Annotated in this window: 17 protein-coding genes; 9 read left to right on the top strand and 8 right to left on the bottom strand. The window is 46.7% G+C overall.

The window, feature by feature from the left end:
* Positions 1–468: 468 nt before the first annotated feature.
* Both NG792_RS13570 and NG792_RS13565 read left to right on the top strand, forming a co-directional pair.
* Positions 469–906 (top strand): PIN domain-containing protein, encoded by a 438-nt coding sequence (locus NG792_RS13570; protein WP_261200794.1) that lies wholly within the window; start codon positions 469–471, stop codon positions 904–906.
* The gene (locus NG792_RS13565; RefSeq protein WP_261200795.1) at positions 893–1,120 is read left to right on the top strand and encodes a hypothetical protein; all 228 of its coding nucleotides are present in this window, start codon (positions 893–895) and stop codon (positions 1,118–1,120) included. The genes NG792_RS13570 and NG792_RS13565 overlap by 14 nt, the downstream gene beginning before the upstream one ends.
* 144 nt (positions 1,121–1,264) lie before the next feature.
* On the opposite strand, the gene NG792_RS13560 is transcribed toward NG792_RS13565, so the two are convergent.
* The gene (locus NG792_RS13560) at positions 1,265–2,470 is read right to left on the bottom strand and encodes a phosphoglycerate kinase (RefSeq protein ID WP_261200796.1); all 1,206 of its coding nucleotides are present in this window, start codon (positions 2,468–2,470) and stop codon (positions 1,265–1,267) included.
* A 193-nt stretch (positions 2,471–2,663) separates the two neighbouring features.
* Here NG792_RS13560 and NG792_RS13555 point away from each other — a divergent pair, with 193 nt between their 5' ends.
* Together NG792_RS13555 and ylqF are read left to right on the top strand one after the other, a co-directional pair.
* Complete coding sequence (locus NG792_RS13555) at positions 2,664–3,077, top strand: universal stress protein (protein WP_261200797.1); 414 nt, start codon at positions 2,664–2,666, stop codon at positions 3,075–3,077.
* A gap of 325 nt (positions 3,078–3,402) precedes the next feature.
* Entirely contained in the window at positions 3,403–4,266 is an 864-nt protein-coding gene (ylqF, locus tag NG792_RS13550; RefSeq protein WP_261200798.1) for a ribosome biogenesis GTPase YlqF, read from the top strand.
* A 31-nt stretch (positions 4,267–4,297) separates the two neighbouring features.
* Here the strand turns inward: ylqF and NG792_RS13545 are convergent, their stop codons facing one another.
* The gene (locus tag NG792_RS13545) at positions 4,298–5,200 is read right to left on the bottom strand and encodes a calcium-binding protein (RefSeq protein WP_261200799.1); all 903 of its coding nucleotides are present in this window, start codon (positions 5,198–5,200) and stop codon (positions 4,298–4,300) included.
* A 131-nt stretch (positions 5,201–5,331) separates the two neighbouring features.
* Positions 5,332–6,546: a glycosyltransferase gene (locus NG792_RS13540; protein ID WP_261200800.1), complete on the bottom strand. Its 1,215-nt coding sequence runs from the start codon at positions 6,544–6,546 to the stop codon at positions 5,332–5,334.
* Positions 6,547–6,723: 177 nt separating this feature from the next.
* On the opposite strand from NG792_RS13540, the gene NG792_RS13535 reads away from it, so the two are divergent.
* Complete coding sequence (locus NG792_RS13535; RefSeq protein WP_261235733.1) at positions 6,724–7,020, top strand: hypothetical protein; 297 nt, start codon at positions 6,724–6,726, stop codon at positions 7,018–7,020.
* A gap of 102 nt (positions 7,021–7,122) precedes the next feature.
* Entirely contained in the window at positions 7,123–7,692 is a 570-nt protein-coding gene (locus tag NG792_RS13530; protein ID WP_261235732.1) for a GNAT family N-acetyltransferase, read from the top strand.
* 125 nt (positions 7,693–7,817) lie between these two features.
* Here the strand turns inward: NG792_RS13530 and NG792_RS13525 are convergent, their stop codons facing one another.
* Positions 7,818–8,420 (bottom strand): fasciclin domain-containing protein, encoded by a 603-nt coding sequence (locus NG792_RS13525; RefSeq protein ID WP_261235731.1) that lies wholly within the window; start codon positions 8,418–8,420, stop codon positions 7,818–7,820.
* A 928-nt stretch (positions 8,421–9,348) separates the two neighbouring features.
* Between NG792_RS13525 and NG792_RS13520 the strand changes: the two genes are divergently transcribed.
* The 3 genes from NG792_RS13520 (at position 9,349) to NG792_RS13510 (ending at position 10,299) form a co-directional block, all read left to right on the top strand.
* Entirely contained in the window at positions 9,349–9,549 is a 201-nt protein-coding gene (locus NG792_RS13520) for a hypothetical protein (protein ID WP_261235730.1), read from the top strand.
* A gap of 34 nt (positions 9,550–9,583) precedes the next feature.
* Positions 9,584–9,898, top strand: a complete 315-nt coding sequence (locus NG792_RS13515; protein ID WP_261235729.1) for a nucleotidyltransferase domain-containing protein — start codon at positions 9,584–9,586, stop codon at positions 9,896–9,898.
* A 101-nt stretch (positions 9,899–9,999) separates the two neighbouring features.
* Complete coding sequence (locus NG792_RS13510; protein WP_261235728.1) at positions 10,000–10,299, top strand: HEPN domain-containing protein; 300 nt, start codon at positions 10,000–10,002, stop codon at positions 10,297–10,299.
* 63 nt (positions 10,300–10,362) lie between these two features.
* Here the strand turns inward: NG792_RS13510 and adhE are convergent, their stop codons facing one another.
* From adhE to NG792_RS13490, 4 genes are all read right to left on the bottom strand, one after another.
* Positions 10,363–13,065 (bottom strand): bifunctional acetaldehyde-CoA/alcohol dehydrogenase, encoded by a 2,703-nt coding sequence (gene adhE / locus NG792_RS13505; RefSeq protein ID WP_261235727.1) that lies wholly within the window; start codon positions 13,063–13,065, stop codon positions 10,363–10,365.
* A 523-nt stretch (positions 13,066–13,588) separates the two neighbouring features.
* Positions 13,589–13,762 (bottom strand): hypothetical protein, encoded by a 174-nt coding sequence (locus NG792_RS13500; RefSeq protein ID WP_261235726.1) that lies wholly within the window; start codon positions 13,760–13,762, stop codon positions 13,589–13,591.
* 213 nt (positions 13,763–13,975) lie between these two features.
* Positions 13,976–15,337, bottom strand: a complete 1,362-nt coding sequence (locus tag NG792_RS13495) for a helix-turn-helix domain-containing protein (protein ID WP_261235725.1) — start codon at positions 15,335–15,337, stop codon at positions 13,976–13,978.
* Between the two features lie 129 nt (positions 15,338–15,466).
* Positions 15,467–16,081 (bottom strand): IS5 family transposase (locus NG792_RS13490; RefSeq protein WP_261235724.1); only part of this gene is annotated, 615 nt, incomplete at its 5' end.

The raw sequence follows: 16,081 nt of genomic DNA, 5'->3' as shown, positions 1-16,081 counted from the left end.
CAGGATGTGAGAGGCGGCTGCCAAGTTTTGATAACTGAATCAATCCAAACCCTGTTTCTCTAAGATGCATTGGAGTCGTCGTGAACCTGTAAAAATGGCAAGACATTATTATAGCGCGATTTGGAATGATTTTAGTTTGGGATTAGGGCGATCAGCACCAATCAACTCGCTCAACATCCAGTCAGTCAACAATTACCAGAGAAGACATTCCGGCTGTCATTCGGAAAGTTGTCACCTCATCTATATTTTTGGATTAGATTGAATGACTGAGCAGATTTTTTGTTCAAATCAGAACCAATCTTTAAATGAAATTTAATTCTTAATCCATCTCAAATAAAATGCCTCTGCTCAACCCCTTAGCGCTGAATTAATTCGGTTATATAATGTCACTCCATTCCCTTACGGAGTAAAATATTTTACGATGAATCCCCAAGATACCCACCCCCGAGCTCATGAGGAAATGATATAATGCGGCTCTACCTCGATACCAGTGCTTACAATCGCCCCTTTGATGATCAGTCTCAAGTTAAAATATTCCTTGAAACCCAGGCGGTCCTCCTGATTTTACAACTGATTCAAGATCATCAGCTAGAATTAGTGAGTTCCAACGTTTTAGAATATGAGAATAGCCGAAACTCTGATTCTGAGCGGGCAAAATCCGTTGATGTTTACCTGAGTCTTGCCACTTTCCGGCAAATCGCCACCGAGTCGATTCGACAACGCGCCCAAGCGTTAGAAAAAACTGGGGTCAAAGCGATTGATGCCTTGCACGTTGCCTGTGCTGAAGCGACCCAGAGCGATTATTTGATAACCTGCGATCAACGATTAATTAATCGTTGTAAAACTCTTAACCTGCGAGTCATTAATCCCGCTGATTTTATTTTGGAGATGGATGATGAAAATTAATAGACCCAGCGAAAAACAGGTAATTCACCAAGCCTTAGACATCTTATCAAGCAATCTTGACCCCTCTAGTTTCGCTCGCTTTGTAGCGGTTTGTCAACTGGGAGAAGGGGATTATTTAAAAACAAAAGAGCAACTTTTTAACCCCGAAACTGTTGATAGCCTTTATGAAAAAATTCAAGCTTTCGAGAAGGCTAAAAATGAACTTAATCCCTGATATTTACGACGGTTGCCTTTACCGGGTTAAAGTAGGGATAATTCATCAAATTACCCCTACTCAACTCCTGAAAGAGTTATCCTCTTTCCAGGCAGTGTTACACCCTAGGACTGGGTATCAAACCCGGTCTAAATATCCCAATGCTTAGGCTTCATCTAAGGCGGCAACTCCGGGGAGTTCTTTGCCTTCAAGTAATTCTAAGCTGGCACCGCCGCCGGTGGAAATGTGGCTCATTTTATCGGCCAATCCGACTTTTTCCACGGCTGCCACGGAGTCGCCACCGCCGATAATCGTGGTGGTACCTTTGGGGGTCAGTTCGGATAAAGTATGGGCGATCGCCTCAGTTCCTTTGGCGAATTTGTCGATTTCAAATACACCCATAGGTCCATTCCAAATCACCGTCTTGCAATCGCCAAGAGCTTCTTGGAAAGTTTTCACGGAGTCCGGACCAATATCCAATCCCATCCAACCATCAGGGATATTTTCCACGCTGACGATTTGCGTATTGGCATCTGCACCAAATTTGTCCGCAATCACCACATCGGTCGGCAATAACATCGCCACGCCGCGTTCTTTTGCCTTCGCTTCCAATGACTTAGCTAACTCTAGTTTGTCATCTTCCACCAAGGAATTCCCCACGCTGATTCCCCGCGCTTTTAAGAAGGTGAAAATCATCCCACCACCGAGGAGCAGTTTATCGCACTTCTCTAAAAGAGTTTCGATGACACCAATTTTGCTAGAAACCTTGGAACCGCCAATAATTGCCGCCAAAGGACGCTGAGGTTCTTCGATCGCCCCTTTCAGGTATTGCAGTTCTTTCTCCATCAAAGACCCAGCAACCGAGGGACTCAGGTAATGGGTCACCCCTTCGGTAGAAGCATGGGCACGGTGGGCCGTACCAAAGGCATCATTCACATACAAATCGGCCACAGAAGCCAGCTTTTTGGCAAATTCTGGGTCATTTTTCTCTTCTTCAGCATAGAAGCGGACATTTTCCAGTAAGGCAACTTGGCCGTTTTCCATGCCTTGGACCTTGCTTGCCACCTCATCGCCAATGCAGTCATCGCATTTGATGACTTCTTGACCCAATAATTCCGAGAGGCGCTTGGCAACCGGGGTTAGGCGCATTTTTTCATTCACCTGACCCTTGGGACGTCCAAAGTGGCTAGATAGAATTACTTTGGCCCCTTTACCCGTTAAATCCTGAATCGTCGGCAATGCTGCCCGAATCCGGGTATCATCGGTGATGTTACCAGCATCGTCGAGGGGTACATTAAAGTCGGCACGGACTAACACCCGTTTACCGGATAGGTCTGAGGCTGACAAATTTGCTACAGTTTTCTTGGGCATGAAGATCCCTCCTAATTGCGTTTTTTGGTCTATTTTCTAGAAAATCGGCTTATAGCGCGTGGGATTTAACTCCTGCGCCGAGGCATACCCCAAAACTGACCTCATTGATGGGGTCAAGATAGATGAGTCTCTCTCTGTCTGGAAGGTTTGCCGTAAACATTTTATCGTTGAGTGCGTCCTAAACACGGCTGCTATGTTTAAAACTGTTCTTTTTCCGATCGATGAAAGTCGCGAGTCCCGTGAAGCGGCGGATACCGTGGCCCAAATGGTCAAAACCTTCAACTCGCGCTTAATTTTGTTGTCTGTGAATGAGGTTTCGGTGGAGGGAGAGGAACCCCCACCCCCAGAACGGGTGATGACCCCGGAGGCGATCGCAGAATTACTCAAAAATGCTCAGTCCATGTTTTCTAAGCTAGGTATCGAAGCGGAAACCCTCGAACGGGAAGGAAAACCCGCCTTTATCATTTGCGACGTGGCGGACGAAGTTAATGCGGATCTCGTGATTATGGGCTGTCGCGGGATCGGGTTGACGGAAGAGGGTCTCGCCGATAGCGTCACCAATCGCGTGATTAATCTGGCCCCTTGTCCCGTGTTGATTGTCCCGTAGGGGAAGTGGGGGAGATGGGGAGGATGGGGGAGGTGGGGAGGATAGGGGAGATGGGGAAGCAGGGGAAGCAGGGGGAGATAGGGGAGATTGGTCCTCGTGACTTGGCTTAAGCGAGTCACGCATAATAGGAGGCTCTGCCTCCAGTCTTGTAGCAGGCGGCAGAGCCGCAAGAAGTGCGTCTCACGGCTGAAGCCCTGATACGAGATGTACTATCTCCCTATCCTCCCTATCCTCCCTATCCTCCCCATCCTCCCTATCCTCCCCATCCCCCTTATCTCCCCATCCTCCCCCATCCCCACATCTTGCATTTATCAAGTATTTAACAATGACAACTCCTGATATTCAATGGTATCCCGGCCATATTTCTAAGGCAGAAAAACAACTGGCGGAACAATTGAAGCTGGTGGATGTGGTGTTGGAGGTCCGGGATGCGCGGATTCCTTTGTCTACCCATCATCCCCAGGTGCCGCAGTGGGTGGGGAGTAAAAGCCGAGTTTTGATTATTAATCGGGTGGATACGATTTTGCCACCCCTGCGCGATCGCTGGCATTTGTGGTTTCAACGTCAGGGAGAAACGCCTTACTTTACTAATGCGCAAGATGGGACGGGGGTGAAGGCGATTTTCAAGGCGGCGAAGGAGGCGGGGATTGCCCTGAATCAACGTCGTCTCGATCGCGGGATGCGCCCTCGCGCTGTTCGTGCGGTGGTGATTGGGTTTCCCAATGTGGGTAAATCGGCGTTAATTAATCGCTTATTAGGGCGTCGCGTGGTGGAAAGCGCCCGACGTGCGGGGGTGACGCGCCAACTGCGTTGGGTGCGGATTTCCGATGAACTGGAGTTGTTAGATGCGCCCGGGGTGATTCCCAGTCGGTTAGAGGACCAAAATGCTGCCTTAAAGTTGGCCATTTGTGACGATATTGGGGAGGCAGCTTATGATAATCAACGGGTGGCGTCGGCATTTGTGGAGATGGTGAAAGAGATTGAGGAAATCGGGACCGGACTGGTGCCACGGGAGGCGTTGCGATCGCGCTATAAACTTGACCCCCTCCCCATTACGGGGGAAGATTATCTGCATAATTTTGCCGACTCCCGATATGAAGGAGATGTGGAACGGGCGGCGCGGCAAATTTTGAATGATTTCCGCAAGGGATTGTTAGGTCAAATTCCCCTAGAATTGCCCCCGCAGTAATGCTGAGGACCAGGACGATCGCCTGGGCAAGTTACCCCAGGGCTATAATCTCGGGCGGCACTGGGGTGATCGCCCTTCGCAGTTCGCTGTCGGTGGCATTCAGCACAAAAGCTAACACTCTTCCTGTAGATTCCTGTTGAATTAATGTCCCTTCCATATCTCCATTATTATTCGGATCCAGTTGACCGGGGGACAATTCACTTAACACTAAAACATCATCGGTTGTATAGGTTTGCAAAATAGCGAGTTCGGCTGGTAACTCCCGAGTAAAGGGTTGAAAGACCAAATCATTGGCCGCTACGCCTTCGGTGAGTCCAATGCGATCGTTATTAAAATCCAAAATAATATCGGTTTGTTCGGGATTGGTGGAGGCGGCATCGGTGCGAAGGACAAATAAATCCGTACCACTTCCCCCCACCATGCGATCAAGTCCAAAATCACCGATTAGGGTATCATTTCCTTCCCCACCTATCAGCAAATCGTTGTCTTGACCCCCGCGAACCAGATCGTTTCCTCGACTTCCGGTGACTAAATCATCCCCGCGATTGCCATTGAGAATATCATCGCCTTCTTCTCCGTAAACGGCGTCATTATCCTGTCCACCGCGCAAGGTTTCGTTACCCCCTCGCCCAAATAATACATCGTTGCCCAAATTGCCGTTGATCAGTTCATTGGATGTGGAACCGATGACTGTATCATCGCCCGCCAAAGCTCTGACTCCCCCTGGGCGTTCAGCGAGTTGTCCCGAAGTCAGCCTAAAATCATCGGGACGCAGGGGGTCATCCTGGAGGTTGAGAAAGTCTTGGGGGTTTAAGGCATCACCGGCAGGAGGTCCCGGTGTCGGTCCCGGAACCGACACCGGGTCGGGTTCTTCTGGGATCAGTGTACTCAGGCAACCACAGGCTAAATCTCCGGGTAAAACTCCCTCTACCATCTGTTTTCCTCGCTGTTGAAACTCACGTTATTGATTCTTTTTATTGTATGGCCTTATCCCCCTTCATCACCCCCACGGATGAACCCGAAGAACCGCTGGACAATAGGTTTCACTGGATTTAAGTGTGGTCCTCAGATTTTAAATCCCATATCTTTTAAACTTTGGCGCAAGGCTGGACCGTGCGGGGATTTCCGTTGTTCATAGAGGGAAACTGCTCGGCGAAATGCTTCTAATCCGTCTAAAATATTGCCGCCTTTGAGTAAGGCAACGCCCAGATTTTGGTAGGCTTCGGCATAGTTAGGATTGAGTTGAATGGCTTTTTGATAGGCGGCGATCGCCCGGGGAATTTGCTTTTTCTCTTTCAGGGCAATTCCCAGGTTAAAATAGGCGGAACTCAGGGAGGGGTCAATTTGTAAGACTTTTTGATAGGTGGCGATCGCTCCGGTAAGATTTCCGGTTTCTAGCAGGAGATTCCCCAAATTATTATACGAACCTAATTTGAGGGGTTCTAAAATGGGCAGGGCAATCGCTTTTTCATACTGCGCTTTCGCTTTACTCAGTTTCTGTTTGCGCGTATAGGCAATTCCCAAATGATAATGCAGTTCATACAGAACCAGAGGTTCTAACCTTGTACTGGCGGCTAATCCGAGTTTTAATAACTCCATCCCTCGTTTAATCTCTCCCGTCTGCACATACAATGCTCCCAGCTTACTGCAAGTATAAGCATCGTTCGGATGGGCAGCGAGATAGGATTCCATTGCTTCTCTAGCCCGGGTCCATTTATCTCGGGAGGCGATCGCTTCGGCTTGATACCCTTCATGTAAAATGGCTACCTCCATCAACGAACCCACCTGCCATTGATTGGATGGCTGCTGTAAAATCCGTTGTACACTATCATCAATCATGGCATGATAGGGCCGCTCAAACTGGATTCCCGGTTGATTTCTAAACAACCGGGAAACCAGGGAATAAGGGGATTGTTGCGCCCCAACTTCTTGGCGAATTAAGTTCATTAAAAGATAGGGTTTCGGTTGAAAGTTGCCACGTCCGTTGATTAATTCTTTGATTTGGGGGACAACTTCGGGGGTTAACACTTCATCCGCATCTAATACAAGAATCCAGTCCCCTTGGGCGTACTTGAGGGATTCATTTCGCGCCGCAGCGAAATCATTGCACCAGTCGAAGTGATGAACATAAGCCCCAAACTCCTGGGCGATTTCTACGGTGCGATCGGTGGATCCGGTATCAAGAACGACGATTTCATCCACCAGATCCTTGACGCTGGCAAGACATTTGGGAAGGGTAGCTTCTTCGTTTTTGACAATTGTGCAAAGACTCAGCTTCATCGGAAACCCGTTAACGGTAATGGATCAATTTTATTGTACTGGTAGAGACCCCGTAATGGTAGCTTAAGTTGAGGCCAGTGGCGATCGCTGCCTTTGGGAAACCCTAGGTTAGAGGAGTCGCCTCAGGGAGGAGCTCTTGGTTTATACTGGAACAGCAGAGCATGAAGAGGTAAGAATGTGGCAGAAATTATTCTTAAAACGGATAATCCAGACCGAGTGATGGATTTAATAAAAAGAGCGATCGCCTCTGAACTAGAGCGTCTTGAAAAAAGTCTAAAATTTACTAAAAAAAGACTGGATTATTTTGAAGATAAATATAACCAACCCTCTCATCAGTTGAAAAATAAACTGAGGGCCGAAGATATGGAAGGGGGAGATTTAGAATATTTAGAATGGGCAGGAGAATATCAACTCTTTTTAGAGTTGGAGGAACAAGTTAAAGTCCTTAAAAGCTTAGAATATGTCAATCCATAACTCTAGTTTTTACCTCAGAGTCAGATTGAGTTACACTCGCCCCCCTCAAGGGCGATCGGTACTCCCGTCATACAGTGAGAACCCTGTTAGGAGATTATCCCCATGACTCTACCCCTATATCCTGACTTGCCAACCCTGGAAAGCGATCGCCTCATTCTTAGAAAAATGCGCCTAGAGGATGCACCGGATCTGTTTGAGTATGCCTCCGACCCTCAAGTCGCCCAATACACAACTTGGACTCCGCATCAATCCCTAGAAGACAGCCATATTTTTTTAAATTCTATCGTGGAAAAATATCAAACTCAAGAAAATTGGGATTGGGGTATTATCCATAAAAGCGACTGCAAATTAATTGGTACTTGTGGTTTGGTCAATAGGGTTCAAGCTCATCATCACGCTGAAATAGGGTATGCCTTAGCTAGACCCTATTGGGGTCAAGGATATATGCCCGAAGCCGTAAAAGCTGTAGTTGCCTTTGGCTTTCAGGAAACCGACTTAAACCGAATTGAAGGGCGATGTAAACTCCCTAACCACGCCTCCGCAAGGGTTATGGAAAAAATTGGCATGAAATTTGAGGGAATCCTCCGTCAACAGATGTTTATTAAAGGCAGCTTTCATGATATGAAACTTTATGCCATTTTGCGGGAAGATTGGGAAAATTTATCAAAGTAAACGGTCCCCTTTCATGGCAAAAAGGGAGTTTAGAGTTATCATCTCCCAGCTAAACTCCCAACCAAACTGACTCAATCCTTGGGTGGTAATTCAGTAGATTGTTGCTACCTTTATGGCAACTCTTCCTACATTTGAGGCGGTAGAATTACTTGGTCAATGACGTGGATAACGCCGTTACTGGCTTCGATATCGGCTTGAACCACATTAGCACTATTGACCATCACACTACCCTCATCCACTGTCACATTGATGGACCGCCCTTCAATGCTGGGAACTTCCGTGGTGCTCAAATCCCCAGACATGACTGAACCCTCTACGACATGGTAGGTTAAAACTTGAACCAAAAGCTGGCGGTTTTCCGGCTGCAATAACTGCTCTAAAGCGCCTTCGGGTAAAGCGGCAAAAGCCTCATCGGTGGGTGCAAAAACGGTGAAGGGACCTTCACCCGAGAGAGTTTCCGTTAAACCGGCTGCTTCTAAAGCGCTGGTGAGGGTGGTGAAGGATTCGCTACCAGCAGCAATTTCAGCAATGGTCTGTTGACTCATTTCCGTTGTGCTTGCGGGAGTTTCCGTCATAGATTCTGCATTCGCATCCCTAGAAAGAGGGGCATTATCTGATACGTTGCTAACCCCGGCTACCACCGGCAGCCCCACCAGTAAGCTCGTTCCTGCTACACCCAAAAACATAGCAACCTTTTTGTTGAAACCGTTCCAAATTTTAGAGGTCATCAGGTTTTTCCTTATATGTGAACAATCGAAATTTCGAGATATGAAGTAATGTTACACGATGGTTTCGGATTTGACCACTCCACCCAATAAATTTATCCAAGTTGTTGAAATAGCGGGGCATAGCCCCTATCTGCGAGGGTTCTACTCGGGGGATTGATAGGTTGGGAATTGACCTCATCAAGGGGGCGATCGGTCAAACTATCCTCACTCTGGAAACCTTGAAATCTTTACCTAGTAATAAGTTTCCAGATAAAGCCGAAAAGATTTCCTCGGGAGTCCCTCCCAAAAAACTGGGGGATGGAAAACCCCCTTTTTTCAAGGTTGAATCTATGAACTGACAGGAGATGAGTCTTACTTAAATGTAAAAATACCCTGACCCTTGAGAGATTAATTTAGCCCTCAAAGTCAGTCTATCTGCACTTTTTTAACGCAACTTTAAGGGAAAACACCAAATTTTCACTTAAGTCCTCCTTTAAGTGAACACAAGAATTAATCAAATATCTATCCGAGGATAGAGAGTAATTAGGCCAAGACATCCTATTTGCTTCGGAGGATGTTTAGCGATCGCATCGCCTGGACTGGCTCCCTTTCATTTCAAGTCATATCAGGGGCGATCAATTGCTCTCTCACTTGAGAAGTAAAGTATATAAAAACAGGAATCGGCTGACTTTGAAACAGGTGACGATTAACCGAGCGTTGTAGCAGACTGATCTATAACCCAAGGGAACTCCTGCCGGGAAACAGGGAAAGCATCGGGTTTTGGAACTAAAGCGTATCAAGTCTAAGCCAAGAAACCAGGTTTCTGATGTGAACAAACGGTGTTCCCTGATATAATCAGAAACAATCATCCTGCCCCCCCTTGGCTTAAGGACTGATACCGAGCCTAAACAGGAGGGTAATCACGGGGACATATCCCAAAGGAGTAAGCGTGGCACAAGACGAGCATAAAACAGAACAATTCCCAGATTTCGACTTAGAGATTGAGGAGGAAGAGGAAACAAGTAATGAACCCTTTGATTCCACGAAAATCAGGGTTGATATGAGACCCATGACAATCGATCTGGTCCTCTCCCCCATTAATCATGATGAACTCGACTTAGCACCGGATTTTCAGCGCAAAGAATGTTAATCTCTCAACCTGATTTCCTATTCCAAAGACTCCCATGAATCAACAAGAATTGCTCGATCGCCTCAAACAAACAGTCCGCGAAGTCGAACCGGAAGCCGAAATCATCTTATTTGGTTCCCGTGCGCGTGGGGATGCCGCATCAGACTCGGATTGGGATTTTCTGATTCTGCTGAATGGTGAGGTTAACCCCGATCGCTCCTTAGCAGTCCGCGATCGCTTATATCATCTGGAATGGGACTGTGGCGAAGTCCTCACCTCTATTGTCCGCAGTCGTCAAGACTGGCAAACTCCACTTTACCAGTCCACTTCATTTTATAAATCGATTCAAAAAGAAGGAATACTGCTTTGACAGACTCGGTTAACGCCCAGATTAGCTATTGGATGGCCAGATCAGAAGAAACATTACAAGAAGCTCGCATTCTCGCTGAATCCGCTTATTGAAATGCTTGTGTGAATCGCCTCTATTACAGTTGCTTTTATGCAATCTGTGCTTTGCTGGTTCGAGATGGTTTGTCCACGTCGAAGCATTCAGGTGTCCGAGGCTTTTTTAATCGGTATTATGTCAAAACGGGCATCGTCCCAACCCATTTGGCCCGAGTTTATAATCTCTTGTTCGATCTTCGTCAAGAAGCTGATTATATGGAATTTGTCCGATTTGATGAAAATCAGGTGAGTCCTTGGATTCCGCGCACTGAGGAATTTATAGAACATCTAGCCTCTGTTTTAGCAGCTAATCCAGATAACCCTTAGCCATCGCCTCCCCAAGAAAAAAGCCCGCACAGGCGGGCTTTTTTCGGGCCGGTTCAAGTGATATTATGAGTTACTTTCCACCATCATCGGCTGGATGAGAGAAGTTACAGCATCAGCACCATTGCCTTGTAACACCTCTTCCTGGGATTCTTGATGATACAAAGCGGAATCGATGCGGCAACCTCGGTAGGCGAGGACATACAACTCCTTGAGGTCACGAATCAGGGGATAGCGAGGATTTGCACCCGTACATTGGTCGTCAAATGCCTGATCCGCCATTTCTTCGACTTCTTCGTAGAAGGCTTTGTCATCCCCAGACAGGGCTTCTTTCAAGGTCAGAGGGATGTCCAACTCTTTCTTGAGGTTCTCGATCGCCTCTACCAATTTCTCGATTTTCTCTTGTTCGGTATCCCCACCGAGTCCGAGATAATCGGCAATCCGCGCATACCGCCATTTAGCATTAGGATACTTGTATTGCGGGAAGATGGCTTGCTTAAATGGCGTGTCCGTAGCATTATACCGGATGACGTGAGAAATCATCAAGGCGTTGGCTAATCCGTGGGGGACATGGAAGGTCGAACCCAGTTTATGTGCCATTGAGTGACAGACCCCGAGGAAGGCGTTAGCAAATGCCATCCCAGCGATCGTCGCAGCATAATGCACTTTCTCCCGCGCTTTCGGGTCTTTGGCCCCGTTTTTGTAGGCGGAAGGCAGATACTTAAACAGCAGGCGAATTGCTTCTAAGGCCAATCCGTTGGTAAACTCGGAAGCACAGACGGAAACGTAGGCTTCTAAAGCATGGGTGAGGGCGTCGATGCCACCGTAGGCGGTGAGTTTTTTGGGCATATTTAGCACCAATTCCGGATCAACGATCGCCATGTTCGGAGTGAGAGCATAATCCGCCAGGGGATACTTGATTCCCGTGCGATCGTCGGTGACGACGGCGAAGGGGGTGACTTCAGAACCCGTTCCCGAGGTTGTCGGAATGGCAACCATGATCGCTTTGATGCCTAATGGCGGCAGTTCGTACACCCGTTTGCGGATGTCCATAAACCGGGTGGCGAGTCCTTCAAATTCAATTTCTGGATGTTCATACATCAACCACATGACTTTCGCCGCATCCATCGGGGAACCTCCCCCGAGGGCGATAATCACATCGGGTTTGAAGGAGTTCATCCGCGCCAGTCCCTTGTTCACCGTAGTGAGAGAGGGGTCGGGTTCGACATCAAAGAAGACGTCATATTTGAGCCCAATTTCTTCCAGGACATCTTCCACGGACTTGGTAATACCGAGGTCATATAACGGTTTATCGGTGACGATAAAAGCCCGTTGTTTTCCGGCGAGTTCCCGCAGGGCGATCGGGAGGGAACCATATTTAAAGTACACTTTGGGCGGTATCCGGAACCAAAGCATATTTTCCCGGCGTTCCGAGACGGTTTTGATGTTGAGCAAATGTTGGGGACCAACGTTTTCGCTGATGGAGTTGCCTCCCCAAGTACCGCAACCGAGGGTGAGGGAGGGGTCGAGGCGGAAGTTATACAGATCACCGATCGCCCCTTGAGAGGAGGGGGTATTAATCAGCACCCGCGCCGTTTGCATTTGCCCTTCAAATTCGTGGATATTCTGGGTATTCGCCGGAGATGTATAGAGTACCGCAGTATGTCCCCGCCCGCCAAATTGCACTAAGTCATGGGCTTTATGGACGGCATCATGAAAATCTGTCGCCCGATACATGGCTAAAATAGCGGAGAGTTTCTCGTAAGCAAAGGGTTCAGCTTCGGAAATCTCTTCCACTTCCCCAATCAGGACCCGCGTCTCTTCGGGCACGGAAATTCCAGCAATTTCAGCCAGTTTTTGGATGGATTGTCCGACAATATCCGGATTTAAGCGTCCGTTGACAATGATTTTGTTGCCAAGTTTTTGCCGTTCTTCGGGATTGAGGAAGTATGCGCCGCGATCGCTAAACTCCTGTTTGACTTCTTCATACACCTCATCCACCACAATCACCGATTGTTCTGAGGCACAAATCATCCCATTGTCAAAGGTTTTGCTCAAAATGATGGAGGAAACAGCCATTTTAATATGGGCAGTTTCATCAATCACCGCAGGAGTATTCCCCGCACCTACGCCTAAAGACGGATGTCCCGAGGAATAGGCCGCTTTCACCATACCCGGACCGCCGGTTGCTAGGATTAATTTAATCTCCGGATGCTGCATCAACTGCTGAGATAACGGCACTGTAGGCTCGTCAATCCAGCCGATCAGGTCTTCGGGCGCTCCCGCTTCTACCGCCGCTTGCAGGATGATTTTTGCCGCATCTCGGGTGCATTCTTTAGCCCGGGGGTGGGGAGAGAAAATAATCCCGTTCCGCGTCTTTAGGGCCAGCAGGGCTTTGAAAATTGCTGTAGAAGTGGGGTTCGTTGTGGGGACGATCCCCGCCAGAATTCCCACGGGTTCGGCAATTTTTTGGAAGCCAAAGGATTTGTCTTCTTCAATAATGCCGCAGGTTTTTTCGTGCTTATATTTGTTGTAGATAATTTCTGAGGCAAAGTGGTTTTTAATCACCTTGTCTTCCACGACTCCCATCCCAGTTTCGGCCACGGCTTTCTTAGCCAGGGGAATTCGGGCGGCGTTAGCGGCTAGAGCGGCTTTTTTGAAAATTTCATCCACCTGTTGCTGACTGTAGGTGGCATATTTTTCTTGGGCCGCTTTGACGCGCTGAATCAATTGTTCGAGTTCTTGAGTGTTGGTGACTTTGCTGTTCATGTTAATTCTTTTCCTATCTCTCTAGTACCACAACATTAACATTTAGATAGGCTCGTTATGGATTCAATTACCGGGTTTTGATGAGTGGTCTGGGATGACGATTCCTGCTCGGGTTTGAGCGGGTTAATTGTAATCTAGGCTACCCATTTTCAAAGTTTGACGGGGGGGTAATTCATGGCTGAGATCATGCGGTTGGTGCTGATCAGGGGGTGGGATTTCAGGATCTTACCTCGTTTCGCCATTTTTACCGCGTTCCTTCAACTTCTATACCTCTATCATAAACAATTTTTTGGATTTTAGGACAGCAGGGGTTAAAATATTTTTAAAATTTTTCATCTGGGAATCTCTCTACTGTAACACTTTTTTGCCGCTTTTGTCGAGCTGGAAATCTTAAATCTTTCTAGGGTTTTTCAGGAATCACCGGATCGCTGCTAGAGACTCACGTGGAGAGAGTTGAAGGGTTAGGGAAGCGAATGCAAGGAGCTAAGGGAAACATTGCCACAAGATATCAGCCCGGATTTTATTATATCTTAAGCGTGCTATTGAGCTTGATGCTGTTGATATTAGGGATAATGAGTGCGGGATTGCCTAGGGTCGCACAATCCTCTGCGGCAGCAGTCGGGGAACGTTGGCTGCGATCGCCCCGTTGCCGCAGCCGAAAATGACAGGCAATTCTGACCAACTTTATAGACTCCACAGAAAAAATTATACAAAGTTACTTAATACCTTATTTGATTTTAAATGAATCCTAGCGGTTACTGGACTCAGGAAATACAGATATTTAGTGCCTTATTGAAGTAAGTAACGAGCATAGTATAGTTCCGCTTACCCCACTCCTCATAGCATCTGTATCCCATAAGTTCGGCAACCGCTATATCCTAACATCATACAACCCAGCTTTGTGTCAACCTTAAAGACTCAAGTTTCTGACATAGTGCTGCATCACTGTGTCTAGGGTTAAAGTCGAACATTTGTGCAGTAAATTTCGTTTTTTCAGGGATTGAATCGCCTTGAAAAAGTCTGAATTTGATAAAAATTCGGGAGGGTTCTGGCTAATCTCTACGGGTTGTTCTTGGTTGGCTAACCACCGAATCAGGACTTGCTCAGACTCACTGAGCCGTTGATAATGTTGTTTGAGGAGCGGTTCTATATTACCTAAATATAGGAGAGGATAGGAGAGGAATTTTTCCACACTCCCGTCAAATAGCTCCAGGATAGCTGTAGCGATGATATTTAACCATAAAGGGTTGCCATTATAAAGTTCAATCAGCCGTGACCATTGAGGTTTGTCCTGGAGTTTTCTGGCGGTGAGGAGTTGGCTGGCTGATTTCCCTAAGCCGGCCAATTGTAGACTTTTACAGGAGCAGTCTTCCGCTTCTAGGGTGGCAATTTCTAGAGGTTGTTCCCAACTGAGGAGCAACAAACAACTTTGATGAGAAAATCGGCCCATTTCTTCGAGGAAGCGACCATAGTTTTGGTATCCGGGGCAGTAATTTCCGACTAACTCCCCAGGGGTCAAAGTGTCTTGAAAATCGTCAAGAATGATTAAGCAGCGATGGGTTCTGAGATAGTCTAAAAAAGAGTTACGAGAGTTTAAATAGTTGATGAGTGAGGGGTTTTGGATGGGGGAAGTTGGGGCGATAAATTCGATGATATGGCTTTGCAGAGCGTTGAGGGTGGGGAATTTGCGATGACTGCGCCACAGGATGCGATCGAAGTTATCTTTAATCTCTTCCACCAGTTGTCTAGCCAGGGCAGTTTTACCGATACCAGAAAGTCCAGTGAGAGTAACAATCCGGCTTTGTTCGGTCAGTATCCATTGTTTAAGAGTCGCCAGTTCGTTTGTGCGATCGTAGAAGCGGAGATTTTCAGGGGCTTGGCTAAGGTCGTGGCGAGGTTCTGATTGGTTTTTGGGGGTAGAGGGCGATCGGTTTTTCTTTCTTTTAGAATTATTGTATAAATCGCTACATAAATTTATATTATTTCCAATATGCACGGCATCATCGGAATAAGAAAAAAACTGATTTTCAACGAGCGATCGTAGATTCTTCTTTTTAACATCCTCTCCCAACAGTTCGGACAGGAGTTTCCATAATTCCGAGGCTGACTTCCGGACATGATCGTTGCTGCAATGGTATTCCTCTGCAATATCCTGATATCCCTTGTGTTCCCATACACCCTCTAAGATAGCCCGTTGCAGAGAGTCCAGATGCTTTCCAGTTTTGGCAAAAATCAACTCATCCGTCCACTGCAAGGCTTCATGAATCTCCATAGCTCCTCTATTGGCTCTTAGTCTTGGGTACTTTAATCCCCCATTATCCCACCTTTTCCCCTTTCTGGCAACAAAATCCTACATTCTCCCCCTTTTTTTACTTTAGACCTCTTGCAAAAAAAATCTATGTTATAATGAAAAATTTTGAATTTTAGACCCCAGAGCCAACTCATAATTGTAAAGTGCTGCCAACAAATTACAACGGAGACCATAACGACGGCGACGATTTCGATAACGACTTGACAAAATTTTGAAAATTTTTAGACTCCTATTAATATGTTCAATCACTATTCTGTCTTTAGCTAAAGCCCGATTGTAGTCTTTTTGTAAAGCCGACAAACTCCCATTTTTAGGTTTCTTTTTAGGAGTGTAGCTATTAAAATGATAATCTTTTATTCCTTGATATCCACTATCTTGTAAACTCTCGGTTTCTGGATTAAAATGGACCTGGCTTTTTTTAAACAAGTTGAAATCATGGCAATGTCCCGGTCCAAAATTTAGGCAAATAATCTCTTTAGTTTCTTGATTGATGACCACTTGCATTTTTAGGCTGTGGCATTTTTTCTTTCCTGAGTAGTATTTTTTCTGCTTTTTTTTGGGACGCTCTATAGCTGTCTCTGTGACATCCATTACCACCACTTCGGGATGCCCAAACCCGTTGAGCAAAGCTTTCTTTCCAGGAATATTAAATTTCCCAGTTTTCATTAAGGTTGATTCAATATTATGGACAATTCGCCAAGTTGT

The organism is Laspinema olomoucense D3b, assembly GCF_025370785.1.
In the GTDB taxonomy this organism is placed as follows: Bacteria; Cyanobacteriota; Cyanobacteriia; order Cyanobacteriales; family Laspinemataceae; genus Laspinema; species Laspinema olomoucense.
The sequence above is the reverse complement of the archived record's forward strand: the minus strand, read 5'-3'. Positions and strand labels throughout refer to the sequence as shown.